This is a genomic window from Rossellomorea vietnamensis (genome assembly GCF_001305855.1).
GTDB lineage: Bacteria > Bacillota > Bacilli > Bacillales > Bacillaceae_B > Rossellomorea > Rossellomorea vietnamensis_A.
The window spans coordinates 60,804-86,139 of sequence record NZ_LIXZ01000001.1 but is presented as its reverse complement, the minus strand read 5'-3'; the positions used below and the strand labels follow the sequence as shown (position 1 = coordinate 86,139).

The 25,336-nt window shown below is 42.6% G+C and carries 30 protein-coding genes; all 30 read left to right on the top strand.

The annotated features are described in order from the left end of the window. Window positions 1-5 precede the first annotated feature (5 nt). The gene (gene fliG / locus AM506_RS00415; protein WP_060669737.1) at window positions 6-1,019 is read left to right on the top strand and encodes a flagellar motor switch protein FliG; all 1,014 of its coding nucleotides are present in this window, start codon (window positions 6-8) and stop codon (window positions 1,017-1,019) included. Beyond that, window positions 1,012-1,785: a flagellar assembly protein FliH gene (fliH, locus tag AM506_RS00410; protein WP_060669736.1), complete on the top strand. Its 774-nt coding sequence runs from the start codon at window positions 1,012-1,014 to the stop codon at window positions 1,783-1,785. Before fliG ends, fliH begins: the two co-directional genes overlap by 8 nt. Beyond that, the gene (gene fliI / locus AM506_RS00405) at window positions 1,782-3,101 is read left to right on the top strand and encodes a flagellar protein export ATPase FliI (RefSeq protein ID WP_060669734.1); all 1,320 of its coding nucleotides are present in this window, start codon (window positions 1,782-1,784) and stop codon (window positions 3,099-3,101) included. The genes fliH and fliI overlap by 4 nt, the downstream gene beginning before the upstream one ends. Window positions 3,102-3,106: 5 nt before the next feature. Then, window positions 3,107-3,553 (top strand): flagellar export protein FliJ, encoded by a 447-nt coding sequence (fliJ, locus tag AM506_RS00400; protein WP_060669732.1) that lies wholly within the window; start codon window positions 3,107-3,109, stop codon window positions 3,551-3,553. 4 nt (window positions 3,554-3,557) lie between these two features. Continuing rightward, on the top strand, window positions 3,558-4,148 hold the full coding sequence (locus AM506_RS00395) for a MotE family protein (RefSeq protein ID WP_060669731.1): 591 nt from the start codon (window positions 3,558-3,560) through the stop codon (window positions 4,146-4,148). A 31-nt stretch (window positions 4,149-4,179) separates the two neighbouring features. After that, complete coding sequence (locus AM506_RS00390) at window positions 4,180-5,451, top strand: flagellar hook-length control protein FliK (protein WP_060669729.1); 1,272 nt, start codon at window positions 4,180-4,182, stop codon at window positions 5,449-5,451. 8 nt (window positions 5,452-5,459) lie between these two features. Next, window positions 5,460-6,092, top strand: a complete 633-nt coding sequence (gene flgD / locus AM506_RS00385; RefSeq protein ID WP_060669727.1) for a flagellar hook assembly protein FlgD — start codon at window positions 5,460-5,462, stop codon at window positions 6,090-6,092. Window positions 6,093-6,103: 11 nt separating this feature from the next. Then, window positions 6,104-6,493: a TIGR02530 family flagellar biosynthesis protein gene (locus AM506_RS00380; RefSeq protein WP_060669725.1), complete on the top strand. Its 390-nt coding sequence runs from the start codon at window positions 6,104-6,106 to the stop codon at window positions 6,491-6,493. Window positions 6,494-6,565: 72 nt separating this feature from the next. Further along, window positions 6,566-7,351 carry a flagellar basal body rod protein FlgG gene (flgG, locus tag AM506_RS00375; protein ID WP_060669723.1) on the top strand — a complete coding sequence of 262 codons (786 nt, stop codon included), beginning with the start codon at window positions 6,566-6,568 and terminating at the stop codon, window positions 7,349-7,351. A gap of 56 nt (window positions 7,352-7,407) precedes the next feature. After that, window positions 7,408-7,623, top strand: a complete 216-nt coding sequence (locus AM506_RS21960) for a flagellar FlbD family protein (protein WP_082386185.1) — start codon at window positions 7,408-7,410, stop codon at window positions 7,621-7,623. A gap of 11 nt (window positions 7,624-7,634) precedes the next feature. Further along, on the top strand, window positions 7,635-8,045 hold the full coding sequence (gene fliL / locus AM506_RS00370; RefSeq protein ID WP_060670661.1) for a flagellar basal body-associated protein FliL: 411 nt from the start codon (window positions 7,635-7,637) through the stop codon (window positions 8,043-8,045). A 29-nt stretch (window positions 8,046-8,074) separates the two neighbouring features. After that, entirely contained in the window at window positions 8,075-9,073 is a 999-nt protein-coding gene (gene fliM, locus AM506_RS00365) for a flagellar motor switch protein FliM (protein ID WP_060669721.1), read from the top strand. Further along, the gene (gene fliY / locus AM506_RS00360; RefSeq protein WP_060669719.1) at window positions 9,066-10,226 is read left to right on the top strand and encodes a flagellar motor switch phosphatase FliY; all 1,161 of its coding nucleotides are present in this window, start codon (window positions 9,066-9,068) and stop codon (window positions 10,224-10,226) included. The genes fliM and fliY overlap by 8 nt, the downstream gene beginning before the upstream one ends. 38 nt (window positions 10,227-10,264) lie before the next feature. Next, the gene (locus AM506_RS00355; RefSeq protein ID WP_060669717.1) at window positions 10,265-10,627 is read left to right on the top strand and encodes a response regulator; all 363 of its coding nucleotides are present in this window, start codon (window positions 10,265-10,267) and stop codon (window positions 10,625-10,627) included. A gap of 23 nt (window positions 10,628-10,650) precedes the next feature. After that, entirely contained in the window at window positions 10,651-11,289 is a 639-nt protein-coding gene (locus tag AM506_RS00350) for a flagellar biosynthetic protein FliO (RefSeq protein ID WP_060669715.1), read from the top strand. Continuing rightward, the gene (gene fliP / locus AM506_RS00345) at window positions 11,282-11,947 is read left to right on the top strand and encodes a flagellar type III secretion system pore protein FliP (protein ID WP_060669713.1); all 666 of its coding nucleotides are present in this window, start codon (window positions 11,282-11,284) and stop codon (window positions 11,945-11,947) included. The genes AM506_RS00350 and fliP overlap by 8 nt, the downstream gene beginning before the upstream one ends. Before the next feature lie 14 nt (window positions 11,948-11,961). Continuing rightward, a complete protein-coding gene (gene fliQ / locus AM506_RS00340) occupies window positions 11,962-12,231 on the top strand; it encodes a flagellar biosynthesis protein FliQ (RefSeq protein WP_034760208.1) in 270 nt (89 codons plus the stop codon). 4 nt (window positions 12,232-12,235) lie between these two features. Then, on the top strand, window positions 12,236-13,012 hold the full coding sequence (gene fliR, locus AM506_RS00335) for a flagellar biosynthetic protein FliR (protein WP_060669711.1): 777 nt from the start codon (window positions 12,236-12,238) through the stop codon (window positions 13,010-13,012). A 1-nt stretch (window position 13,013) separates the two neighbouring features. Further along, on the top strand, window positions 13,014-14,096 hold the full coding sequence (flhB, locus tag AM506_RS00330; protein ID WP_060669709.1) for a flagellar biosynthesis protein FlhB: 1,083 nt from the start codon (window positions 13,014-13,016) through the stop codon (window positions 14,094-14,096). Window positions 14,097-14,114: 18 nt separating this feature from the next. After that, the gene (flhA, locus tag AM506_RS00325) at window positions 14,115-16,151 is read left to right on the top strand and encodes a flagellar biosynthesis protein FlhA (RefSeq protein ID WP_060669708.1); all 2,037 of its coding nucleotides are present in this window, start codon (window positions 14,115-14,117) and stop codon (window positions 16,149-16,151) included. After that, the gene (gene flhF / locus AM506_RS00320; protein ID WP_060669706.1) at window positions 16,148-17,317 is read left to right on the top strand and encodes a flagellar biosynthesis protein FlhF; all 1,170 of its coding nucleotides are present in this window, start codon (window positions 16,148-16,150) and stop codon (window positions 17,315-17,317) included. Before flhA ends, flhF begins: the two co-directional genes overlap by 4 nt. Beyond that, window positions 17,298-18,158, top strand: coding sequence for a MinD/ParA family protein (locus AM506_RS00315; RefSeq protein WP_060669704.1), 861 nt, complete (start codon window positions 17,298-17,300; stop codon window positions 18,156-18,158). The genes flhF and AM506_RS00315 overlap by 20 nt, the downstream gene beginning before the upstream one ends. A gap of 9 nt (window positions 18,159-18,167) precedes the next feature. Beyond that, window positions 18,168-19,244 (top strand): protein-glutamate methylesterase/protein-glutamine glutaminase, encoded by a 1,077-nt coding sequence (locus AM506_RS00310; protein ID WP_060669702.1) that lies wholly within the window; start codon window positions 18,168-18,170, stop codon window positions 19,242-19,244. 15 nt (window positions 19,245-19,259) lie between these two features. Further along, entirely contained in the window at window positions 19,260-21,296 is a 2,037-nt protein-coding gene (locus tag AM506_RS00305) for a chemotaxis protein CheA (RefSeq protein ID WP_060669700.1), read from the top strand. A gap of 12 nt (window positions 21,297-21,308) precedes the next feature. After that, window positions 21,309-21,755: a chemotaxis protein CheW gene (locus AM506_RS00300; protein WP_060669697.1), complete on the top strand. Its 447-nt coding sequence runs from the start codon at window positions 21,309-21,311 to the stop codon at window positions 21,753-21,755. A 41-nt stretch (window positions 21,756-21,796) separates the two neighbouring features. After that, window positions 21,797-22,405, top strand: a complete 609-nt coding sequence (locus tag AM506_RS00295; protein WP_430342398.1) for a chemotaxis protein CheC — start codon at window positions 21,797-21,799, stop codon at window positions 22,403-22,405. Beyond that, on the top strand, window positions 22,402-22,899 hold the full coding sequence (locus AM506_RS00290) for a chemotaxis protein CheD (protein ID WP_060669694.1): 498 nt from the start codon (window positions 22,402-22,404) through the stop codon (window positions 22,897-22,899). The genes AM506_RS00295 and AM506_RS00290 overlap by 4 nt, the downstream gene beginning before the upstream one ends. Before the next feature lie 75 nt (window positions 22,900-22,974). After that, window positions 22,975-23,733, top strand: a complete 759-nt coding sequence (locus AM506_RS00285; protein WP_060669692.1) for a FliA/WhiG family RNA polymerase sigma factor — start codon at window positions 22,975-22,977, stop codon at window positions 23,731-23,733. 151 nt (window positions 23,734-23,884) lie between these two features. Continuing rightward, window positions 23,885-24,394, top strand: coding sequence for a DUF6115 domain-containing protein (locus tag AM506_RS00280; protein WP_060669690.1), 510 nt, complete (start codon window positions 23,885-23,887; stop codon window positions 24,392-24,394). Window positions 24,395-24,553: 159 nt separating this feature from the next. Beyond that, window positions 24,554-25,261 (top strand): 30S ribosomal protein S2, encoded by a 708-nt coding sequence (rpsB, locus tag AM506_RS00275; protein WP_034760179.1) that lies wholly within the window; start codon window positions 24,554-24,556, stop codon window positions 25,259-25,261. Window positions 25,262-25,336: the final 75 nt, after the last annotated feature.

Here is a 25,336-nt window from a genome sequence, read left to right as displayed (position 1 = left end):
TGAACATGGTTAGAAGAGAGAAAGGTTTAACAGGTAAACAAAAGGCAGCTATCCTCCTGATCTCTCTTGGTCCTGATGTATCAGCATCCGTATACAAGCATTTGTCGGAAGAAGATATCGAGAAATTAACATTGGAGATTTCCGGAGTGAAGAAGGTAGAGACGGAAGCCAAGGAAGACATTTTAGAGGAATTTCATCAAATCGCCATCGCACAGGATTATATCTCACAAGGTGGTATTGGCTATGCGAAGACTGTCTTGGAGAAGGCGCTTGGATCTGAGCAGGCTTTAGCAATCATTAATCGCCTAACCTCTTCCTTACAAGTCAAACCCTTTGACTTTGCAAGAAGGGCGGATGCAGCTCAAATTCTGAACTTCATCCAGAATGAGCATCCACAAACGATTGCATTGATTCTGTCTTATCTTGATCCTCAACAAGCAGGTCAGATACTTTCAGAGCTTCCACAGGAAGTCCAGGCAGATATTGCGAGAAGGATTGCCGTGATGGATGGTACCTCTCCTGAAGTGATCAGTGAAGTGGAAGCGATCCTTGAAAGGAAGCTTTCAGCGACCGTTACTCAGGATTATACACAAACCGGCGGGGTGGAAGCGGTAGTGGAAGTGTTGAACGGGGTGGATCGTTCAACAGAGAAAACCATCCTTGATGCCTTGGAGATTCAAGATCCGGAATTAGCCGAAGAAATCAAAAAGAGAATGTTTGTATTCGAAGATATTGTTACACTCGATGGCCGCTCTATCCAGCGTGTGATCAGGGACTGCGATAATGAAGATCTGCTTCTCTCACTTAAAGTATCGAGTGATGAAGTGAAAGAAGTAGTATTCAGGAATATGTCGAACCGGATGGTCGAGACCCTTAAAGAAGAAATGGAATTCATGGGGCCAGTCCGATTGCGGGATGTTGAAGAAGCACAGTCACGCATTGTAGCAGTCATAAGAAGATTAGAGGATTCAGGTGAAATCATCATTGCCCGTGGTGGAGGAGACGATATTATTGTCTAGGATCATAAAGTCTACCGTAGCTCAATCTATTGAAGACCACCGGAAAGTCATATCTCTTAAAAGAGTGAAGCCCCTGGAAGACGTTTCCCCAGAGGAAAATAGGTTAATAGGGAATGCATCGGTTCGAAGGGATGAAATCATAGAGCAAGCGACCATTGAAGCAGAACGAATCATCCGGGAAGCAAAAGAGGAGAATCGTCGAGAAGAAGAACGGTTGTTACTTGATAAAGAAAGATGGATAACAGAACGGGAACAGCTTATGCAAGAGGCTTATAATGCCGGATTCCAGCAAGGAGAGGAAGAAGGCAGAAATAAAGGCTACCAGGAATATGAGAACAAGCTGCGGGAAGCAAACGAAATAACAGAAAACAACAGGGAACAGTATGAAGGGTACATACAAAGGGCAGAGAAAGTCATTATCAATCTTGGGATAGCATGCGCCGGGAAAATCATGAATCAAAAATTGGAAGAAGAACCGAATCTATTCCTTTCCATCGTGGAACGGGGGCTAAAGGAAGTGAGGGATTTGCCTCACATCCAAATACATGTGCATCCTTCCAGACATAAGCTGCTTGCTGAAAACAAGTCTGAACTGGAAGTCATGTTCCCCACCAATATTCAATGTTTCATCTATGCCAACGATGACCTTCTCCCTGAGGAATGCTATATTGAAACGAATCAAGGACGGGTGATTGTCAGTGTGGATTCTCAATTAAAAGAATTAAAGCTGAAGCTTCACCATCTTCTAGAAGGTGATGGGGAATGAAAGCAGCAGATCTTATCTCTCAGATTCCTCAAATCCCAACATTCAAAAAGTTCGGCAAAGTGAAACGGGTAGTCGGATTGATGATCGAGTCTCAAGGTCCTGAAAGTTCTGTAGGTGAAGTGTGTCATATCCATATTCTCTCTCGTGGCAAACAAAAAGTGATACAAGCAGAGGTAGTCGGGTTTAATGATGATTTGGTGATCCTCATGCCATATACCAACATGCAGGATATCTCACCAGGCAGTTTAGTGGAAGCAACGGCAAAACCATTAGAAATCAAAATCGGACCATCGTTAATAGGAAAGGTGATCGATTCTCTCGGTCATCCACTTGATGGAAGCCAATTACCGTCAGGGTTAAGCACTGCCTATACAGAACAGGAACCACCCAATCCATTATCAAGACCTCCCATTGATGAAAAAATGGAAGTTGGCGTAAAAGCCATCGACAGCATGCTCACCGTCGGTAAAGGGCAAAGGGTAGGAATCTTTGCCGGAAGTGGAGTGGGGAAAAGCACATTACTTGGAATGATCGCCAGAAATACGAAAGCTGATTTGAATGTCATCGCATTGGTAGGGGAACGCGGCCGGGAAGTAAGAGAATTCATTGAAAGAGATTTAGGTGAAGAAGGATTGCAGAGAACGATTGTAGTGGCTGCCACTTCCGACCAGCCTGCACTCATGAGAATTAAAGGCGCCTTTACGGCGACAGCGATTGCGGAATACTTCCGTGATAAAGGCATGAACGTCATGCTGATGATGGATTCTGCCACCCGGGTAGCCATGGCACAGAGGGAAATCGGATTGGCGGTCGGGGAGCCGCCTACAACGAAAGGCTATACTCCTTCCGTATTTGCAATTTTACCGAAGCTACTAGAGAGAACAGGAACAAACCTCCATGGAAGCATTACGGCGTTTTATACCGTTTTAGTAGATGGTGATGACTTGAATGAGCCTATTTCAGACACAGTGAGGGGGATACTCGACGGTCATATCGTACTCGACCGTCAGATTTCGAATCGCGGCCAATATCCCGCCATTAATATTCTGAAGAGTGTCAGCCGGTTAATGAATCACCTCGCTTCTAAAGAGCATTTACAAGCTGCCACTAGAATAAGAGAGTTATTGAGCACCTATATGAACTCAGAAGATTTGATTCAAATAGGAGCATACAAAAAAGGAACTTCCCGTGAAGTGGATGAAGCCATCAACTATTATCCGGGAATCATTTCCTTCCTGAAGCAGGGTGTATACGAACAGATTTCTCTACCCTCGAGTGTTGATGAGCTTATAAAGCTATCTGAAAAAGGTGGATGATCCGAATGAATTATCAGTATAAATTCCAACGAATCTTGACATTGAAAGAAAAGGAAAAAGATGAAGTCCAGGAGATGTACCGGGGTTCCATTGAAAAGTTTGAAACCGTTGCGGGTAAGCTATATGAATTTTTGAAAAAGAAAGAAACCCTGGAGCTCCATCAGGTGGATAAATTACAGGGGGGCTTATCTGTACAGGATATCCGTCATCATCAACAGTTCATCACCAATCTTGAAAAGACCATCTCTTATTATCAGGATCTGGTAATCCAAGCGAGGAATCGGATGAATTGGTATGAAGAAAAACTGGTGGATATGAATGTGGAAGTGAAAAAATACGAAAAGATGAAAGAAAAAGATTTAGAGCGGTTTCTTCAAGACATCCAATCGATGGAAAACAAGCAATTAGACGAAGTGTCGGTTGTTCAATATTTGAAACGGGGAGTTAGGTGATTTCATGGCAAAGGTAGTCGAAGAGGAAAGCAAAGATTCACACAACCGCTTCCAAAGATTCATTTTCATCATTGTCATTCCTCTCTTGTTTGCCATCACCTTCGCTTTGGTCATCATGACGTTTGCAGGTATCAATGTATTTGAAAAAGCACAGTCATTAGGCTCGGAAATTCCATTTATAGCAAAGGTCATCCCTACAGATGATGGAGAGGACAGGAAACAATTACAAGAGAGAATGATATCATTAAACGCTTCGATGGAAGATCAAGAAGCAAAAATAACTCAGCTTCAAAGTGAAATAGATAAAAAAGACAGTGACAATGAGCAGCTTCAGGCAACCATCCAGCAACAGAAGGAAGAAATGAATGAACTGCGACAGATCGGTGAAGACAACAAACGGGCGTTTAAGGAGGTAGTCAATACCTTTGAAGCGATGTCTGCAAAAAGCGCCGCTCCGGTTCTGATGAAAATGGAAGATGAAGAGGCGATGAAGATTCTTTCAAACATTAAACCAGATACGCTGGCAGACATTTTAGAAAAGATGCCTCCGGAGGATGCTGCAAGATACACTAGTCTTCTATCAGCAGATGAATGATCAGTTTTGTGTCTTTAAAGGAGGTGAATGAATGGAAATCGGAATCGCTGCACAAAGGGTAAACCCTGCATCACCTGTGTATAAGGAAGGAAATCTTTCAAAAAAAGAAGTTGGCTTTTCACAACATCTTCTCGGGTTTGTCGCCAACCAAAGCAGTGAATTGAAAGAAGTTAAGGCAGAAGATACATTGTCTTTTCTCGTGAATCTGGAAGCTATTCTTGCAACCGGTAAGCTGGAGGATCTCGGCCTCACACAAGAGCAGGTGGATCAACTATCGAAAGTGAAAGAAGTTGATGTTAACCAGATTGCAAATATTTTGGGTGTAAGTACTGAAGGAATCACAACACTATTTTCTGAATTGAAGTCTGTCATGTTGGGAACGGGGTCACCTGTCGATTCGGATCAGGTTGAAGATGTTTATGAAGATCTGCTTGGCACACTTCAATTATTGCAGACCGCCCTTTCACACGTTATCAAGGGAGCAAAGTCAACTGTGGAAAATTCTTTGAAAGAATTAAATAGCCAGGGTGAAATTGAAGTCGTCGTCAAATTGGCGAAAGTAATGGAGCTTTTTACACGTAACCGTGATATGCATGTCACTGATGCGTCTAAAGCAGTAGAGCTTAAAGATGCGATGAAGAATATTCAATCCGGGATAGAGGGTCCCTTGACGAAACTTGCACAAACGTCAGGTGACTGGTCAAGAATTCTCAGAGAAGCCTATACTCGCCGTGTACCTGAAGAAACGATTGAAAGGAATCCTGATATGAATGGTTCAGCGAACGATAAGAAAGGCATTCAGCAGTTTCAAGGAACCAATCTTCACTTTGTTCTGCCGAAGGCTGAAACCTTTGCAATGAATCTATCATCATCTGACCGCTCACTTCAATACGAGCAATTTGTTAAAGAATTTCAGAACATCCTTGGTAAATCGAATATGCTGTCCCAACCAAATATGAGTAAGCTGTTGATTAAACTGTATCCTGAACAATTGGGTTCTTTAAGAATTGAATTACTGCAGCAAAATGGTGTCATGACAGCGAAGATCCTTGCTTCTACCACAAGTGCTAAAGAAATGCTGGATTCACAGATTCATGGATTGAAACAGGCTTTCAGTGCCCAGAATCTGAATGTTGAGAAGATCCAAATCTCCCAGGCATTCACGGATACTGAGCACCAGTATAAAGGACATTCCGAGCAGCAGTCCAATCAGCACAAACAGCAACAATCCGATCAAGGAGAATTGAAACATGAAGAGGAGATACAATCGTTTAAAGATTATCTCGTAAATACTGAAATATAGGTGATGACATGACGAAAATAGATCCCAGTTTACTATATTCCACCGTTCAGGCAAAACAACGTGAAGCAGGCGGGGATATTTTAGGGAAAGATGATTTCCTTAAAATCCTGATGACCCAATTGCAAAATCAAGACCCGATGAATCCCATGCAGGACAAGGATTTCATCGCACAAATGGCGACATTTTCTTCCCTGGAGCAAATGACCAATCTTACCCAGACGATGGAGAAATTCGTGGATAACCAAAGTCAGACCCAATTGATTTCTTATAATCAATTTGTGGGAAAAGAAGTGACCTGGCATAAGGTTATTGAATCTGAATCAGATGAAGCACCTGAAATTAAAGAAGGACAAGGACTCGTTAAGGGTGTCCGTTTTAAAGGGGACTCTGTTGAATTCATCATGGAAGATGGAACGATCTTGACCCCGGGGAATATTTCACAAGTGAATACTTCAGGAAGTGGGGATTCATCTCTCGTAAGCGCATCTTTGTTAATAGGCAAGAAGGTGACATGGAGTGGAGAGGAAGGAGAACTGAGCGGAGTGGTTCAATCTGTTTCGAAGAAGGATTCCCAAATATGGGTTCACACTGAATCAGGTGAAAAAATCTCCAGTAATGCATTGTTTAAAATTGAATCTTAGGGAGTGGTTTTATGGAAAAAACGTTCTTTCACCGCTCACCGCAACCTATCACGCCTAATTATCATAGTAAAGCAGTTAATCGATCTACCCGGCCTTCGACATCATTTGCAACTCAATTGGATAAAGCAATTCAAGATGTCCCTCCAATGCAAATCAGTAAACATGCAAAAGTAAGGATGGAACAAAGAGGAATCTCGATCCCTTCTGAAACGTGGGAAAAGATAGGGGAGAAAGTGAAAGAAGCGAAGAATAAGGGTGTACAGGACTCACTGGTAATACTGAAAGATGCCGCATTGATTGTAAGTGCAAAGAACCAGACGGTGATCACTGCACTCGACCGTGAAGAGGCAAATTCTCAAATATTCACCAACATTAATGGAACCATATTAATCGATTCATAGGCTGGACCTGAAAAAGGAAGCCTTTATGCTGTGGAATGACTGAAACAGCACATACGAAAGGGGAAAATATTCATGCTACGTTCAATGTATTCAGGTATAAGTGGAATGAAAAACTTTCAGACCAAATTAGATGTTATAGGAAATAATATTGCCAATGTCAATACGTACGGATATAAAAAAGGCCGGGTTGTATTTAAAGACATGATAAATCAAAATATCTCAGGAGCAAGTGCTGCTGGTGATACAAGGGGAGGAGTTAACCCTAGACAAGTTGGATTGGGCTCCCAACTATCTACAATCGACACCATTCATACAACCGGAAGTTTACAGTCAACTGGTAGAGTACTGGATTTAGCGGTTTCTGGCTCTGGATTCTTTCAAGCAACTGATAAAGCAGGCACGGAAACCTTCTATACCAGGGCTGGGAATTTTTATATGGATAATAATGGGGATTTAGTTACGGGTGATGGACTTTATCTGGAACCTAAAATCAATATTCCTACTGATGCTAAAAGTATGAGCATTGGGCAAGATGGTACGGTTAATTACATTGATAAAGACGGCGAGCTTAAAGAGGCCGGTCAATTGACATTAGCCAAGTTCCCAAATGACGGCGGTCTAGAAAAAGTTGGGGGTAATTACTTTAGAGAAACAACAAATTCCGGGACTCCAACTATTGATGATCCAGGCAGTACAGGTATTGGCACAATAGAATCAGGGTTCTTGGAAATGTCCAATGTCGACCTTTCAGAGGAGTTTACAGAAATGATTGTAGCTCAGCGTGGATTCCAGGCAAATACACGGATCATCACAACGTCAGATGAAATCCTGCAAGAACTTGTAAACTTAAAACGTTAATTTCTTGAAAGGGAGGAAGGTAGTGGCTGAATAGATCAGCCACTACCAACAAATGAATGATTACATTGACCAGACTGAATGGTAAATCGTTTACGTTGAATGCCCTATACATAGAAACAGTCGAAGCATTTCCCGATACTACCATTCTATTAACAAATGGTAGACGGTATGTTGTCAAAGAATCAGTGGATGAGGTCAATTCCCTCTCGCTTACCTTTTTTCAAAAAGTGAATCTGCTTCATTTGCCCCAGGAGGGAGGTAGTACAAATTGAAGAGTAAAACGATGACCATCATGATGATTTCATTGGCGACCATTACCCTCGTAGGTGTAATTTCACTGGTGGTATTGCTGAAGTTTTCCGGGAATGAAGAAGCAAAAGATCCCTCCATCGAAGAAGTGATTGAAAACTCGGTGGACATACCGGAAATGACCACGAATTTAATGAGCAACGACTTTATTCGTATCTCATTTAAAATTCAAACGGATAGTAAGAAGGCAAAGAAAGAATTAGCGAAAAGGGATTTTCAAGTGAATAATATCATCATAGAAGAGCTTTCAGAATTGAAAGCAGAAGAACTGCAAGGAAAAAAAGGGAAAGAATTGGTCGAGACAAAGGTTAAAGACAAAGTGAACTCCCTTATGCAGGAAGGCGCGGTAGAAAAAGTTTATATCACCTCTATGATGATTCAATAAATAAGCCTGGAAGGTTTGGAGGTGAAGGGATGGCTAGTGAAATATTGTCTCAAAGTGAAATTGATGCTCTGTTATCAGCCCTCAATACCGGGGAGATGAGTGCGGATGATTTCAAGAAAGAAGAAGAAGAGAAGAAAGTCAAAGTATATGATTTTAAGAGAGCCCTGCGTTTTTCAAAAGACCAGATCAGAAGCTTAACGAGGATACATGAGAATTTCGCAAGGATTTTAACGACCTATTTCTCTGCCCAATTAAGGACTTACGTTCAAATTAATGTGGCTTCTGCCGATCAGATTCCTTATGAGGAATTTATTCGCTCGGTCCCGAAAATGACGATTTTGAATGTATATGAACTGCCGCCACTGGATGGAAGGATCCTTATGGAAATCAACCCGAATATCGCTTATTCAATGATGGACCGGGTCATGGGCGGCAGAGGAATCAGTGTCAATAAAGTGGAGAGTCTGACGGAAATTGAAACGAGAATCATGAGTCAACTATTTGAAAAGGCGTTTGAAAATCTCAGGGAAGCATGGAGCACAGTGGTGGACGTTGATCCAGTATTTGCTGAATTTGAAGTGAATCCACAGTTTCTGCAAATGGTCTCTCCCAATGAAACCGTAGTGGTCATTTCCTTGAATACAACGATTGGTGAGACCAGTGGAATGATCAATATTTGCATTCCTCACGTTGTATTGGAACCGATCCTTCCGAAACTATCCGGCAGTTATTGGATGGAATCCAAGCGGAAAGAAAGCAACCCTGAAGAAACCGCTCAGCTGGAAAGAAGAATCAAGAGGGCACAAGTGCCGGTCGTGGCGGAACTGGGACAATCGGATATCACCATCGAGGAATTCCTTATGCTTTCGATTGGTGATGTCATTGAAATGAATACCCGAATCGATGATCCTTTAACTATTAAAATAGGTGAGATTCCTAAATTTACTGCACAGCCTGGTAAATCAAATAAAAAAATGGCAGTGCAAATTTTAGATTCTTTGAAGGGGGGAGACGACGAAGATGAGTGATGATATGTTATCGCAAGATGAAATAGATGCGTTACTTCGTGGTTCGGCGGAGCCTGAAGAAGAAATTGCGGCCCGCAAAGAGATTAAGATGAGCGATTACATCAGCTCCATAGAAGAAGATGCTTTGGGTGAAATCGGGAACATTTCGTTTGGAAGTTCAGCAACAGCCCTTTCCACTTTATTGAATCAAAAGGTGGAAATCACGACTCCTAAAGTAACCATCATCAATAAGAACTATTTAGAAGAGGAATTCCCTCATCCCTATGTAGCCATTCAGGTTCAATATACCGAAGGGTTCTCCGGGGTGAATTTGCTCGTGATCAAACAATCAGATGCGTCCATCATCGCCGACTTGATGCTTGGCGGCGATGGAAGAAATCCATCCGGGGATCTCGGCGAAATTCAGCTCAGTGCTGTACAGGAGGCCATGAATCAGATGATGGGTTCAGCTGCTACATCGATGTCGACTGTATTCAGTAAGAAGGTGGATATTTCACCTCCATCCATTGATCTCATGTACATTCCACAAGGCGAAGGGGAAGAAAACATACCAGAACAAGACCTGCTTGTGAAAGTATCGTTTTCGTTAAAAATAGGAGATCTGATTGATTCTAATATCATGCAGCTCCTGCCTCTATCCTTTGCCAGGAGTTTAGTGGATGAATTAATGAATGGTGGAGCCACAAAGGAAGTCGCGGCAACGTCCGCGCCGAGTATGGAGGCACCGAAAGCCGATCCTGAACCGGCATATAGCGGTAACGTGGAAAGTACGAACACGTCTCACCAGTCCAACCCTCAGCATCTTGGGGGACAAAGCGGACATTCTGAGCCCGTACATGTACAACCGGCAACATTCAGTAGCTTCGAGCCTGCTGCACTGGGACAACAGGAAAGTAAAAATTTAAATATGCTTTTGGATATTCCACTTCAAGTGACGGTGGAGCTCGGAAGAACAAATCGATCAGTAAGGGACATCCTCGAATTATCGTCTGGTTCGATCATTGAACTCGATAAGTTAGCGGGAGAGCCGGTCGATATCCTTGTGAACAGCCAGTTGATGGCCAAAGGGGAAGTTGTTGTCATCGATGAGAACTTCGGTGTCAGAATCACAGACATTGTAAGTCAGAGTGATCGAATTAAAAAACTAAAATAATGATAGATTTATATTTGAAATGATGGAGGATGAGGGTAATGGCGAATAAGATTCTAATTGTAGATGATGCAGCCTTTATGAGAATGATGATTAAAGATATTTTAACGAAAAATGGCTTTGATGTGGTAGGGGAAGCAGCGGATGGAAGTCAGGCTGTGGATAAATACAAGGAGTTAAAACCCGATCTTGTGACGATGGATATTACCATGCCTGAAAAAGATGGTATCGCTGCCTTAAAGGAGATCAAGTCAATTGATGCCGGTGCGAAAATCATTATGTGTTCGGCCATGGGCCAACAAGCTATGGTCATCGATGCGATTCAAGCTGGTGCGAAGGACTTTATCGTAAAGCCGTTCCAGGCCGATCGTGTAATCGAAGCGATCCAGAAAGCGTTAAGCTAACAGTTAATAAGAAGGTGCATGTATTGAAAAAGTTTCAAATTCTATTTGCAATATTGCTTGTCGTCTTCACGGCAGCTGTCGGGGATATTACAGCATTTGCTGAAGTGAATAATGTGAAAGACTGCATAGAGCATCCAGATACATGCGAGGGGCAGCAAACGGATGGAGTGGAAGGTTCTGAATCAGGACTAGCCACTTCCGTTACGTTTGTAGATTACCTTAAGATGATCGTTGCCCTTATCTTTGTAGTGGCACTTATATATTTTTTATTAAAGTTCATTAATCAAAAAGGAAGATCGTTTCAACAAACCAAATTAATCAATCATTTAGGCGGGACCCCACTTGGGGGGAACCGTTCAGTACAGATAGTAAAGGTAGGCAAGCAGGTTCTGGTCTTGGGTGTGGGTGAAGATATTCAGCTTTTGAAAGAGGTAAGGGATGAAAAAGAAAAAGAAGAGATTCTTTCCTATTATGAGGAATCCCAATATCCCGATGCTAAATCTGCCGTTTCAAACTTGATGAACAGAGTCAAGGGGTCTTCGCCGAATAAAACGGACAGTTCATTTCAAGCACAGTTAAAATTACAACTTGAGGAAATGAACAAGGGAAGAAAAAAGATGCTCAGGGAGTTAAAGAATAAGGGGAAACAGTCAGATGAATGAATTCATGGAGTTTTTCAATAGTAGCTCAGCAGATGATGTATCCACAAGTGTAAAGCTGCTGTTACTATTTACCGTCCTATCACTTGCACCCAGTATTCTGATATTAATGACATCCTTTACCCGGATCATGATCGTCCTGTCCTTCGTCCGTACGTCCCTTGCCACTCAGCAAATGCCACCGAATCAGGTACTGATCGGACTTTCCTTATTTCTTACTTTCTTTATTATGGCTCCTACTTTCCAAGAGGTGAATGATGAAGCATTGACACCTCTTTTTAACGAAGAGATCAATCTGGAAGAAGCATACACGAAGGCTTCGATTCCTTTTAAGGAATTTATGAGTAAGCAGACGAGACAAAAGGATTTGGAATTATTTCTGGAATATTCAGGGGCTGAACGTCCCGAATCAGTGAAAGATATTCCTCTCACTTCCTTAGTGCCGGCATTCGCATTGAGTGAAATCAAGACGGCTTTTCAGATAGGATTTATGATTTTCATACCATTTTTGGTCATCGATATGGTCGTTGCAAGTGTCTTGATGTCGATGGGTATGATGATGCTTCCGCCTGTCATGATTTCATTGCCGTTCAAAATTTTACTATTTGTTTTAGTGGATGGCTGGTATTTAGTAATAAAATCTCTTTTACAAAGCTTTTAAGTAGGTGGGTTACAATGAATGCTGAATCCGTAATTGCCATAGCAGAGAGGGGTATCTACGTTACTCTCGTCGTATCAGGTCCATTACTGCTACTGGCCCTGGTTGTCGGGTTGATTGTCAGTATCTTTCAAGCGACAACCCAAATTCAAGAACAGACACTTGCCTTCATTCCGAAAATCGTTGCCGTGCTGATCGGCATCGTTTTCTTCGGGCCTTGGATGTTAACGAAGCTTGTGACGTATACTTCGCAGATTTTTTCAGATTTAACAAGGTTCGTAGGGTAGTAGAATGGAAGAGCTCGTACCTATACTATCGGTATATCTACTCGTTTTTGTGAGGGTTTCGGCATTTTTTGTCACAATGCCGCTGTTTTCATATCGAAATATACCTGCACAGCATCGAATCGCCTTTTCAGTGGTACTATCATGGGTCATGTACTATACGATCGACTCAAAGGCATTTGAAATCAACGGCCAATACTTTCTTTTGATCATGAAAGAAGCCATGATCGGTCTTTTGATCGGTTTTGTTGCTTACATGATTGTAACGGCTATTCAAATAGCTGGGGGCTTCATTGATTTTCAAATGGGATTTGCCATTGCGAACGTGATCGATCCTCAAACCGGAGCCCAAAGTCCTTTGACGGGACAATATTTATATACATTCGCCCTTTTGTTATTGCTCGCCCTTAATGGTCATCATTTACTGCTCGATGGGATTTTTTACAGTTATCAATTGATTCCGATCGATTCTCCTTGGATTCCGTTTGGAAATGAGAACTTAATCGAGTATGTCATTACATCCTTTAATTCCATGTTCATCATCGCTTTTCAGATGTCCATTCCCGTCGTTGCGACTCTTTTCCTTGTCGATGTGGCATTAGGCATCGTAGCGAGGACCGTACCCCAGTTAAATATATTTGTTGTTGGGTTTCCCATAAAAATCGGGGTAGCCTTCATCGTATTATTTATAGTCATGGGGGTCACATTTACGGTCATGCAGAAATTGTTTGAAATGATGTTTGTGACCATGAGGGATTTAATGAAAATTATTGGAGGCACATAAATTGCAGTGGCTATCATTAGACCTACAGTATTTCAGTGGGGAAAAGACAGAGAAAGCAACTCCCAAAAAAAGGGATGACGCGAGAAAAAAAGGTCAAACAGCGAAAAGTCAGGATGTCAATACGGCCATCATCCTTCTAGCGGTCTTTTTATTTCTGACCTTCAGTGCTTCCTATATAGGGGACATCGTATTTGATTTGTTTCATCAAACGTTTCAGGAATACATGCTCATGGACCTTACGGAAAATACCGTTCAAGTCATCACCATGGACCTGATGAAAGAGATTGCCCTGCTGCTTGGCCCTATCATGCTAGTCGCCCTCGTTGCCGGCTTAATCTCCAATTATATACAAGTGGGTGTCATGTTCACAACAGAGCCTATACAGCCTAAATTGGAGAAGATCGACCCCATCAAAGGATTTAAGCGGATATTCTCCCTTCGTGCCATTGTCGAATTATTAAAATCGATCCTGAAAATTTCATTTGTAGGGTCCATTACGTTTGTCATTCTATGGATGAATATCGACCGGGTGTTGAGTCTGTCCTTTAAATCGGTGGGAGTCTCACTGACGACCATGGCAAGCCTGACAATCCAAATGGGGATTGCAGCATCGCTTGCGTTATTATTCTTATCTCTTTTTGATTATCTTTATCAGAAATACGATTTTGAGAAGAACATAAGGATGTCAAAACAGGACCTGAAAGACGAACATAAAAACGTTGAAGGTGACCCCCTCATCAAATCCAAAATTAAGCAAAGACAGCGGGAGATGGCCATGCGGCGAATGATGCAGGAAGTTCCCGAGGCAGATGTAGTGATCACCAATCCCACTCACTTTGCCATTGCCCTTAAATATGATGAGGATAAAATGGATGCCCCGTATGTCGTGGCAAAGGGTGTTGATTACCTGGCACAGAAAATAAAATACATCGCTAGTGAAAATGACGTCGTAATGGTAGAGAACCGGCCGCTTGCCCGTTCGCTTTACGACTCGGCAGAAATCGGCGATAGCGTACCTGAAGAGTTTTTCAAGGCAGTAGCAGAAATTTTGGCTTATGTTTACCGAATCAAAAACCAGATGTAAGCAGTTAGGAGAGAAACAATGTCAGCAAGAGATTTATCTGTTTTAGCAAGTGTCATACTAATCGTTGCCATGCTTATTATTCCATTCCCATCCTGGTTATTGAGTTTATTGATCATCATGAATATTTCACTTGCATTACTTGTCCTCCTAATCTCCATGAATATGAATGAACCGTTACAGTTTTCTATATTTCCTTCCCTATTATTATTATTGACGCTTTTCAGATTGGGTCTAAATGTTTCCACAACGAGATCGATCCTTAGTAAGGGTGAAGCGGGGGACGTTGTGGAAACCTTTGGAACATTCGTTGTAGGTGGGAATATCCTTGTTGGACTTGTTGTATTCATCATATTGATCGTCATACAATTCATTGTCATTACGAAAGGTTCTGAACGTGTATCAGAGGTTGCAGCACGTTTTACACTCGATGCCATGCCCGGGAAACAAATGAGTATCGATGCTGATTTAAATGCCGGGATGATCTCTGAACACGATGCAAGAAACCGGCGTGAAAAAGTAGGAAGAGAAGCGGATTTCTATGGGGCCATGGACGGAGCATCTAAATTTGTAAAGGGTGATGCCATCGCAGGGATCGTCATCGTCTTGATCAACCTGATATTCGGGATCATCATCGGAATGACCCAACAAGGGCTTCCTATCGCAGAGGCAGCAACCCGTTACTCACTTCTGACAGTCGGCGACGGAATCGTCAGTCAAATCCCGGCTCTATTAATATCCACAGCAACAGGTATCGTCGTGACCAGGGCTGCATCTGAAGGGAACCTGGGGCAGGATATCATGAATCAGCTCCTGGCTTATCCTGTCATGCTCTATGTATCCGGGTTCACCATTTTCATGCTCGGCGTAGCAACGCCAATCAACGATATATTGACGATACCGGTAGCAGCCCTACTCGGGATCGGTGGTTATATGTTGTCAAGGTCGCCTAAAGAAAGTGAAACAGACATGATGGAATTGGAGGAAGAGGTGGAGCAGGACGAAATGAAGAGTCCTGAAAGCGTCGTAAACCTCCTTAATGTCGATCCGATTGAATTTGAATTCGGATACGGATTGATTCCACTTGCAGATACAAACCAGGGGGGAGATCTTCTTGACAGGATCGTGATGATCAGACGTCAATTGGCCATTGAGCTTGGCCTCGTCATCCCTGTTGTGAGGATCCGGGATAATATTCAGCTTCAGCCGAACGAATACCGGTTGAAAATCAAAGGAAATGAAATGGCTCGGGGGGAACTCCTCTTAGATCACTATCTGGCGATGAGTCCGGGAGTGGAAGATGACTCCATTGAAGGGATCGATACGATCGAGCCGTCTTTCGGCCTTCCGGCTAAATGGATATCTGAAGATATGAAAGAGCAGGCTGAAATATTTGGATACACAGTAGTAGATCCTCCATCAGTGGTGTCAACTCACATCACGGAGATGATTAAGAATAATGCACACGAACTTCTGGGAAGACAGGAAACGAAGCAGCTCATTGATCATCTGCAGGAATCTTATCCGATCCTTGTTGAGGAAGTGACCCCGAATCCATTGTCTGTAGGAGAAGTGCAAAAGGTACTTTCCAAGCTATTGAAAGAAAATGTTTCCATCCGGAATTTACCGATCATCTTTGAAACACTTGCCGATTACGGGAAGATGAGTTCCGATACAGATCTGTTAGCAGAGTATGTAAGACAGTCACTAGCAAGGCAAATTACGAATCAATATGTGCAAGGGGACGCTTCATTAAAGGTGGTCACCATGAGCGGCAAGGTGGAGAAAATGATTGCCGATGCGATTCAGCAAACGGAGCATGGCAACTATTTATCCATGGATCCCAATGACTCGCAGGGCATTCTGGAAGCTGTCGCCTCTCAAGTGGAACAGCTTTCCCTTATGGAGGAATCACCCGTCATTCTTTGTTCTCCTGCTGTGAGAATGTATGTAAGACAATTAACGGAAAGATATTTTCCTCAGGTGCCTATCATTTCGTATAACGAATTAGAGGCAAATGTAGAAGTACAAAGTTTAGGGGTGGTGAATGTAGGATGAAAGTAAAGAAGTACACAGCTCCATCCATGAATGAAGCAATGAAGAAGGTAAGGGCTGAACTGGGTGATGATGCAGTCATACTAAATTCCAAAGTCTCATACACAGGTGGCTTTATCGGATTGTTCAAGAAAAAAGTGATTCAGGTAATCGCGGCCATTGATCCGGAGGTCGAAAATGAAAAACTGGAAATCAGCCGGGTGAAAACGAAGCGAGCTTCAACATCGGTCATTCAACCAGCCTTGGAAAAAGAACAGAAGACTGAGCATGATTCCAATCGATTGGTAGAAGTAGAATTAAAGGAATTAAAGCAGATGATTTCTTCCATGAAATCCAGGGATCATTTTGAAAAATTCAGTGATGATGTAAAGGAAGTTCTGCTTCACCTTAAGAAACAGGACGTTAGTGACTCCACGCTGTTTCAATTGGGCGATGCGATGGAAGAGAAAATCACAAGTGAATCGGTTCAAGCCGTCAATAAGGATGAATGGGCTCATAAAGAAGTGAAACGTTTTTTTCATCTATATTTAAAAGAAATCACCTTTGGTGGAATAAGTTATAGCCGAAAATATATCAATGTCATTGGTCCTACGGGTGTCGGTAAAACGACGACCCTAGCCAAAATGGCCGCTGAAGCTGTGATAGAGAAACGCATGAAAATAGCCTTTATCACGACTGACACATATCGGATCGCAGCGATTGAACAATTGAAAACCTATGCAGGCCTCCTGAATGTCCCTGTTGAAGTGGTGTATAAAATGGAGGACTTTAAAAAAGCAATCGAGAAGTTCGTGGACTACGATCATGTATTCATTGATACAGCTGGCCGTAATTTCAGGGAAAGAAAATATGTAGAGGATTTGCAAAAGATCATCGATTTCGATCAACATATGGAAACCTATCTGGTTCTATCATTGACAAGTAAAGAGCGGGACATGAGGGAAATCATTTCTCAATTTTCTTCTATCGATATTGATCGTTTTATCTTTACTAAATCAGACGAGACATCAAGTTACGGTTCCATGATCAATATGATATCAGAAGCGAAGATCGGTGCTGCCTACGTAACGAATGGTCAGGATGTCCCTGAGGATATTACCGAGGTGGAAGAGGATGAAATCGTAAGTATGCTCATGAAAGGATTCAGCTATGAAAGATCAAGCATATAATCTGAGGAGGAAAATGCTCCTGTCCGATTCTGAACCTGCTAAAACGATTGCAATCGTAAGTGGAAAGGGAGGGGTCGGTAAATCGAATATATCTACTAACCTCTCCATCCTGCTTGGTAAAGAGAATAAGAAGGTTCTATTATTCGATATGGATATAGGGATGGGGAACATTCATATTTTACTTGGAAGTCATCATTCCTACTCCATCATGGATTATATTGAGGAAAAAGAACTAGATATCGACACCATTATATGTGAAAATATTCATGGCATCTCATACATAAGTGGGGGTAATGGCCTAAAGGATATTGTGGAGTGGAAAGATAAGCAAATGGAACGCTTTTTCGAAGTAATGGAATACGCCATCCATAAGTATGATTATATTCTATTCGATATGGGGGCAGGTGCTACGAAGGAAACACTTGAATTTCTCCTCGCCATCGATGAAATCATTGTTGTCACCACTCCTGAACCCACATCCATTACCGACGCCTATTCTATGATGAAATATATCTACCTGAGGGATGGGGAAAAACCTTTCTATCTCTTATGTAATCGGGCGGAATTCAAGAATGAAGGACTTCAGACCATTACTAGATTACAAGAAACAGTGAGGAAGTTCCTTCACAAGGAAATCGTATCACTGGGGGTACTTCCAGAAGATTCAGCTGTCAGGAAGGCCGTCATTCATCAAACACCGATCGTTGTAGGTTATCCTGCATCAGCCATGACGCTGAGCCTGCATACGATGGTTCATCGCCTGACAGGTACGAAGGAGTCCAGGGGTCGTAAAGGGACAGGGTTTGTTAGGACATTTCGAAAATTATTTTTTGGGAGGTAAAAGCCCTGAATGAAACAGGTTCTAGTTGTAGATGATTCAGCATTTATGAGAAAACTTATCAGTGAATTTTTAACGAGCACCAAACAGCTAGAAGTGATAGGGATTGCAAGGAATGGTGAAGACGCGATTGCCAAGATTAAACGGCTTCGACCCGATGTCGTAACCCTTGATGTAGAAATGCCGAAAATGAATGGGATAGAGGCGTTAAAGAGGATTATGGCGGAGTGCCCTGTCCCAGTCGTCATGCTTTCTTCAACGACAATAGAAGGGGCGGAGGAGACGGTTAAAGCCATGGAGCTTGGAGCAGTTGATTTCGTTGCGAAACCATCGGGGACCATTTCTTTGGATCTTCATAAGATTCAAGATGAAATGGTGGAAAAAGTAGTGGCTGCAAGCAATGTGAATGTGAGTAAAATAACCAGGACGTTTCAGAGGAAAACAGCAAATGCCCCAGAAATCGGCTCACTAGAAATGAAAGAACCATTGCCGATGGAACCTACATGGGGCGTGAAATCCCCTAAAGTGATACTGATAGGAACATCGACGGGTGGTCCCCGAGCCTTACAAAACGTATTAACAGGGTTACCCTGTCAGCTGGATGCGCCAATCGTTATCGTTCAGCATATGCCGCCTGGATTTACAAGATCACTCGCCAACCGGTTGGATGGTCAAGCCTCCATAAATGTGAAGGAAGCCGAACACGGTGAAATTCTCACAAAAGGAACGGCCTACATTGCCCCGGGTGGTGTACATACAAAGGTGGTAGAAACTGGCGGGCAATTAACGATTCAACTTTCGAAAGAGGAACCGAGAAATGGTCATAGACCTTCGGTTGACATATTGTTTGAGTCGGCTAGCCTGCTTCGACACTATGCCAAAATTGCTGTGGTTTTGACCGGGATGGGTGCTGATGGTTCACAAGGACTGATCAAGCTTAAAGAGCAAGGCGAAGTAAAAGCTATCGCAGAATCAAGAGAGACTTGTATTGTGTTCGGGATGCCAAAATCGGCTATCGCTACACAGTTAGTGGACAGGGTGGAACAAATCGGGGATATTCCTCGATCAATTATGACGTACATGGTGTAGAGAGGTGTGGAGCACATGGAGCTGAGTCAATACTTAGAAGTATTTATAGAAGAAAGTAAAGAAAATCTGCAAACCTGCAATGAGCAATTGCTTGAATTGGAGAAAAATCCGGAAGATCTCACGATTGTCAATGAAATCTTTCGATCTGCTCATACCCTTAAAGGGATGTCTGCCACGATGGGATATGAGGATTTAGCAAATCTTACCCATAAAATGGAAAACGTTCTTGATGCAATCCGGAATGAAAAAATAAAAGTATCACCTGAAATATTGGATGTTGTGTTTAAATCCGTCGATGATCTTGAAGCCATGGTGTTCTCCATTGCCGATGGAGGAGATGGAAAGCGGGATGTCACTGAAGTCGTAGCGATGCTTGAGGCCATAGAAAAAGGGGAAAGTCTACATACAGCACTTGTTGACAGTGAGGTCGCTGCAACTGCGGAAACGACTGAAAAGCAGACATTATCCATGCAATATGAAGCCTTTGAGCAAACGGTTATACAACAATCCCATGAACAAGGATTCCGTTGCTTTGAAATTTCCGTTTCACTCAGGGAGGATTGCCTGCTTAAAGCTGCCAGGGTGTATATGGTCTTTGAAGTGCTGGGGAAATTAGGTGAAGTCATTAAATCCCTTCCGACAGTAGATCAGCTTGAGGAGGAGCAATTCGACCATTCCTTCGTTATTGCCGTTGTGTCTAAAGAAGAGGCCGTTCATATAGAGAGTGCCGTACGTAAAGTTTCTGAAGTGGACGAAGTCTCTGTTGTGGAACTCACGAGCATGCATCTACAGAACCAGAATCAAGCAGAGGTTGCCAATATTGCAAAGCCCCAGAAAGAAGTGGAAGTAAAAGAACAGGAGACTTCTAAACCCGCCGGAAACGTGACGAAGCATTCGAATCCTTCCAATAAAACGATTCGAGTCAACATAGAACGACTGGATGTCCTTATGAACCTTTTTGAGGAGCTAGTCATTGATAGAGGAAGATTAGAACAAATTTCCAAGGATTTAAATAATCCTGAGTTAAATGAAACAGTGGAAAGAATGACAAGAATATCAGGGGATTTGCAAAATATCATCCTCAATATGCGTATGGTTCCTGTTGAAACCGTATTTAATCGCTTTCCACGAATGGTCAGACAGCTTGCACGGGATTTGAATAAAAAAATCGAATTAGAAATCATCGGTGCAGAAACGGAACTTGATCGAACGGTGATAGATGAAATAGGTGATCCTCTTGTTCATTTAATACGGAACGCGTTGGATCATGGGATTGAAATGCCGGAACTCCGGTTGGAAAATGGGAAGCCGGAACAGGGAACCGTCAAGCTGAAAGCATATCATAGTGGAAATCATGTCTTTATCGAACTTGAAGACGATGGAGCAGGCATCAACAAAGCGAGGGTCCTCGAGAAAGCGATTCAGAAAGGAATCGTCACAGATGAAGCCGCTCATACATTAACCGACCGTCAAATCTACGAACTGATACTTGCTTCAGGATTCTCGACAGCCGAACAAATTTCGGATATCTCCGGTAGAGGGGTCGGACTGGATGTAGTAAAAGCGACGATTGAGTCTCTTGGTGGTTCCATTACGATTGATTCCACGGAAGGGCAGGGGTCATTGTTTTCTATCCAATTACCACTCACCTTATCGATAATTTCGGTCATGCTCGTAGAAATACAAGAAGAAAAGTATGCCATACCTCTTTCTTCCATTATTGAAACGGCAATTGTGAAAAAGGAAGAAATCATGAAAGCTCATAATCAGAGAGTGATTGATTTCAGAGGGAAAGTTGTGCCATTGTTGTTCCTCGAGGATGTATTTGAAGTACCGAAACATTCCAAGGAGGAAGAATTGTATTCTGTTGTCATTGTACGAAAAGGCGAAAAAATGGCCGGGTTAGTCGTCGATTCCTTTATTGGTCAGCAGGAAGTTGTATTGAAATCCTTAGGGAATTATTTAAACGATGTATTTGCGATCTCTGGTGCGACCATTTTAGGAGATGGGCAAGTAGCGCTGATTGTTGATTGCAATGCGTTAATAAAATAGGAGGTAAAGGTAATGAGTGAAATTATAGATGCAGTGGAAGATCTAAAGCTTATCGTATTTCAATTGGTGGATAAGGAATACGCCATTCCAGTGCACCAGGTACGATCCATCGAGAAGCTCGAACATATTACAAGAGTTCCGAGAACCGCCTCCTATGTAAAAGGTGTGATCAACTTGCGCGGTGTTGTGACACCGATCATCGACTTGAGGAGCAGATTCGATTTACCGGTTTCAGAGCCGACTGACAGTACACGTGTGATCATTGCAGGATTAGAGGACAAAGAAGTAGGTCTGATTGTGGATGCTGCCAATGATGTTTTGGATGTTTCCAGAGAATCGATTGAACCATCCCCGGAAGTTGTGGGAGTCGTAGAAGCTGAGTACATCGGTGGAGTCGTAAAGCAAGACAAACGTCTTCTGATTGTTCTCCATTTAGATAAAATACTTCAATCCATCTAAGGGGAGAGAGTCGTTTGGGCTATGAAAAAAAGATAACATCGATGCATTTAGATATATTGAAAGAAATCGGTAATATAGGGGCGGGGCATGCTGCGACTGCCCTTTCTACCCTGCTTGATAAAAAGATTGATATGAAAGTACCGAGCGTTCAAGTCGTTTCATTTGATGAAATGATGGAAATGGCAGGAGGGCCTGACAATGTGGTCGTAAGCGTATTCTTACGGATTGAAGGGGAGGCACCGGGGAGCATGTTCTTCCTATTGCCGCTTGAACAGGCGTCCATGTATATCCGAAGCATGATCCAGGATCGCTCCTTCTCGTTCAATGATCCCCCGTATTCAGAACTGGGGCTATCTGCCATGCAGGAATTGGGGAATATTCTTTCGGGTTCGTATTTATCTTCCCTGTCTGACTTTACAAATCTTAAGCTTCTCCCATCCGTTCCTGCTTTATCCGTTGATATGGCAGGTGCGATCATTGGTTGTGGATTACTGGAAATATCACAGGTGAGCGATTATGCAATCGTCATAGACACTGCACTGAAGGAAGAGGAAGTGGAGGAGTCGGAAAGCGTGAAGGGTCACTTCTTCCTCCTGCCGGATCCCGAATCCTTCGAAATTATTTTTCAATCATTGGGTGTAAGCCTATGATGGGTACCAGCACCGTTGTAAAGGTCGGAATTGCGGATATGAATATTGTCGAGGGCGAAGGCTCGATCCGCACCTCGGGCCTTGGTTCGTGCGTCGGGGTCGTTATATATGATGAGCTTCTCAAATTGGCCGGAATGGTTCATGTGATGCTCCCTCACTCCTCGAACGGAAATGAAGCAAAACCGAATCCAGCCAAATACGCCGACACAGGAATCGAAGAACTCATAGGTCAACTAAGAAACCGGGGGGCAAGCATGAAAAGACTTCGGTGCAAGATGGCCGGCGGTGCCCAAATGTTTCAGTTCCAATCGAAGAGTGACGTCATGAGGATCGGCCCAAGAAACGCAGAAGCTGTAAAAGTTGCCCTTTCGAAGCATGGCGTGCCGGTGGTTTCTGAGGATTTAGGGGGTAACAAAGGAAGAACGATCGAATTCTTCACATCCACCGGGGTTCTTCAGGTACGTACGGTAAATGAAGGTACCAAGGAATTGTGAAGTCATTCATTCTCTTTAAGTAAAATCAATCACTACGCATTTCTATGAAGGAATTAGACAGCAAGGAGGATTCTTATGTCTCAACAATTCACTCGAACAGATGAACAACAATATTGGGAGAAATGGATTAACAGTCGTGATACAGAAGCCGGAGATATGTTAGTGAAAAAGTATATGCCACTTGTGTCGTATCATGTGCAGCGAATTTCCGTTGGCCTGCCAAGGAACGTCTCGAGAGAAGATATTAAGAGTCTTGGTTTGATGGGGTTATTGGATGCACTTCAGAAGTTTGATCCCACAAGAGATTTGAAGTTTGATACATATGCGTCGTTCCGGGTCAGGGGGGCCATCCTTGACGGGCTGAGAAAAGAAGACTGGCTTCCCCGGTCTACAAGGGACCGGGCAAAGAAGATCGAGGCCAGGACTGTGGAACTTGAACAAACGCTTTTGCGCCACGTTACTGCAGAGGAAGTAGCTGCTTCATTGGAGATGACGCCTGAGGAAGTATACCAGACCACAAATGAGCATTTCTTTGCCAATGTCCTTTCCATGGATGAGCAATTGACTGATGACGATCACGAATCTCAAAACTATTCCATTAAAGATCATAAAACGATTTCACCTGAAGACGAAGTATTAAAGGGTGAAAAACTGAATGAATTAGAGAAAACGATCTTGACCCTTTCAGAGAAAGAGCAGCTTGTGTTAAGTTTATTCTATAAGGAAGAACTGACGCTGACAGAAATCGGGGAAGTCATGAGCTTGTCTACATCCAGGATTTCACAGATACATTCAAAATCCATTTTCAAATTACGAAATCTACTGAGCTCATAAATGCTGTAAAAAATGTGGGGGAAAATAACCCAAAAACAATACACACTGATGGACTGTCCCTGCAATATGCGCGTTCGGGAACAGTCCTTTTACTTGGCAGGAAAATCAGTAGTAAAATCAGTAGTAAAATCAAACAAAATAGGGTGATGACATGTTTACATTTCTACTTTTTATATCTTTTCTTCTAAATATCGTTTCCCTGCTTTCGATCGTCATTTTATACTCCAGGCAAAACCGTTTTGTAAACATGGAAAAAGAGCAAAAGAAGATTATTGTTGAAATGGAAGATATCATTTCAGCTTATCTGATTGAAATGAAAGAAGAAAATGATGAATTCATGCGGAATTTCAGTACACAAGTCCGTAACGACAAAGAAACCGTCCTTCACAGCGAAGAAAATGAACAAGAAGATCTCGTGCCTTCTGAAAAGGTCACAAAATGGACGGGTACCGGGTATAAGCGCGCTTCACAAGCTTATAAGCAGATGAAAGACCATGGAAAGGATCCCGATGAACAATCCCAAGAATCCGAACAAGACCCATTCATTAAACAAGTATTGACTTTAAGGGAAAAAGGGATGTCGATTGAAGAAATCGCTGAATCTCTTGGGAAAGGCCAAACAGAAATCGAGCTCCTCCTGAAATTTCGTCAAATTATATAGGAAGTCCTTGCTTGGCAGGGATAGGTATGCTATAGTATTCATGGTGTGATTACACACGTTTCCCGAGTGGGGTAGATGGTGCTATTCTATATAATAGTTTCTACTTTCCAGATGACGGAAACGGAGGAGAAAAACAAAACCATTTAGGAGGAAACACACATGTCAGTAATTTCTATGAAACAATTGCTTGAAGCTGGTGTACATTTCGGACACCAAACTCGCCGTTGGAACCCAAAAATGAAGAGATACATCTTCACTGAGCGTAACGGCATCTACATCATCGACCTTCAAAAAACAGTTAAAAAGGTTGAAGAAGCTTATAACTTCGTGAAAGAACTAGCTGGTAACGGCGGTAAAGTTCTTTTTGTAGGAACAAAGAAACAAGCACAGGAGTCTGTTAAAGAAGAAGCAGAACGTGCAGGTATGTACTACATCAACCAACGTTGGTTAGGTGGAACACTTACAAACTTCGAAACAATCCAAAAGCGTATTACACGCCTTAAAAACATCGAAAAGATGGAAGAAGACGGTACGTTTGAAGTACTTCCGAAGAAAGAAGTTGTACAACTTAAAAAAGAACATGAGCGCTTAGTTAAATTCTTAGGCGGAATCAAAGATATGAACACGCTACCTGATGCATTATTCATCATCGACCCTCGTAAAGAGCGTATCGCAGTAGCAGAAGCTCGTAAACTTCATATCCCTATCGTGGGTATCGTTGATACAAACTGTGATCCGGATGAAATCGATGTTGTCATTCCTGCGAATGATGATGCGATCCGCGCGGTCAAGCTTCTAACAGGTAAAATGGCGGATGCTATTTTAGAAGCTAAGCAAGGTGAAGAAGCAGCTGTAGCAGCTGAGTAATCAACGAAAGGTGATAAGAGGGCTTACCCTTATCACCTTTTTTTAAAGAATATTCACATCTACTGCACTCAATTA

Coding starts and splice junctions, on each gene's coding strand:
- AM506_RS00390 (WP_060669729.1), top strand. CDS start 4,180: ATGGAAATCGGAATCGCTGCACAAAGGGTAAACCCTGCATCACCTGTG.
- flgG (WP_060669723.1), top strand. CDS start 6,566: ATGCTACGTTCAATGTATTCAGGTATAAGTGGAATGAAAAACTTTCAG.
- AM506_RS00355 (WP_060669717.1), top strand. CDS start 10,265: ATGGCGAATAAGATTCTAATTGTAGATGATGCAGCCTTTATGAGAATG.
- flgD (WP_060669727.1), top strand. CDS start 5,460: ATGACGAAAATAGATCCCAGTTTACTATATTCCACCGTTCAGGCAAAA.
- fliR (WP_060669711.1), top strand. CDS start 12,236: ATGGAAGAGCTCGTACCTATACTATCGGTATATCTACTCGTTTTTGTG.
- AM506_RS00280 (WP_060669690.1), top strand. CDS start 23,885: ATGTTTACATTTCTACTTTTTATATCTTTTCTTCTAAATATCGTTTCC.
- AM506_RS00310 (WP_060669702.1), top strand. CDS start 18,168: ATGAAACAGGTTCTAGTTGTAGATGATTCAGCATTTATGAGAAAACTT.
- fliL (WP_060670661.1), top strand. CDS start 7,635: ATGACCATCATGATGATTTCATTGGCGACCATTACCCTCGTAGGTGTA.
- fliI (WP_060669734.1), top strand. CDS start 1,782: ATGAAAGCAGCAGATCTTATCTCTCAGATTCCTCAAATCCCAACATTC.
- AM506_RS00395 (WP_060669731.1), top strand. CDS start 3,558: ATGGCAAAGGTAGTCGAAGAGGAAAGCAAAGATTCACACAACCGCTTC.
- AM506_RS00305 (WP_060669700.1), top strand. CDS start 19,260: ATGGAGCTGAGTCAATACTTAGAAGTATTTATAGAAGAAAGTAAAGAA.
- flhA (WP_060669708.1), top strand. CDS start 14,115: ATGTCAGCAAGAGATTTATCTGTTTTAGCAAGTGTCATACTAATCGTT.
- fliQ (WP_034760208.1), top strand. CDS start 11,962: ATGAATGCTGAATCCGTAATTGCCATAGCAGAGAGGGGTATCTACGTT.
- AM506_RS00285 (WP_060669692.1), top strand. CDS start 22,975: ATGTCTCAACAATTCACTCGAACAGATGAACAACAATATTGGGAGAAA.
- rpsB (WP_034760179.1), top strand. CDS start 24,554: ATGTCAGTAATTTCTATGAAACAATTGCTTGAAGCTGGTGTACATTTC.
- AM506_RS00315 (WP_060669704.1), top strand. CDS start 17,298: ATGAAAGATCAAGCATATAATCTGAGGAGGAAAATGCTCCTGTCCGAT.
- fliM (WP_060669721.1), top strand. CDS start 8,075: ATGGCTAGTGAAATATTGTCTCAAAGTGAAATTGATGCTCTGTTATCA.
- AM506_RS00300 (WP_060669697.1), top strand. CDS start 21,309: ATGAGTGAAATTATAGATGCAGTGGAAGATCTAAAGCTTATCGTATTT.
- fliP (WP_060669713.1), top strand. CDS start 11,282: ATGAATGAATTCATGGAGTTTTTCAATAGTAGCTCAGCAGATGATGTA.
- fliJ (WP_060669732.1), top strand. CDS start 3,107: ATGAATTATCAGTATAAATTCCAACGAATCTTGACATTGAAAGAAAAG.
- AM506_RS00295 (WP_430342398.1), top strand. CDS start 21,797: ATGCATTTAGATATATTGAAAGAAATCGGTAATATAGGGGCGGGGCAT.
- AM506_RS21960 (WP_082386185.1), top strand. CDS start 7,408: ATGATTACATTGACCAGACTGAATGGTAAATCGTTTACGTTGAATGCC.
- flhF (WP_060669706.1), top strand. CDS start 16,148: ATGAAAGTAAAGAAGTACACAGCTCCATCCATGAATGAAGCAATGAAG.
- fliY (WP_060669719.1), top strand. CDS start 9,066: ATGAGTGATGATATGTTATCGCAAGATGAAATAGATGCGTTACTTCGT.
- fliG (WP_060669737.1), top strand. CDS start 6: ATGGTTAGAAGAGAGAAAGGTTTAACAGGTAAACAAAAGGCAGCTATC.
- AM506_RS00380 (WP_060669725.1), top strand. CDS start 6,104: ATGGAAAAAACGTTCTTTCACCGCTCACCGCAACCTATCACGCCTAAT.
- AM506_RS00290 (WP_060669694.1), top strand. CDS start 22,402: ATGATGGGTACCAGCACCGTTGTAAAGGTCGGAATTGCGGATATGAAT.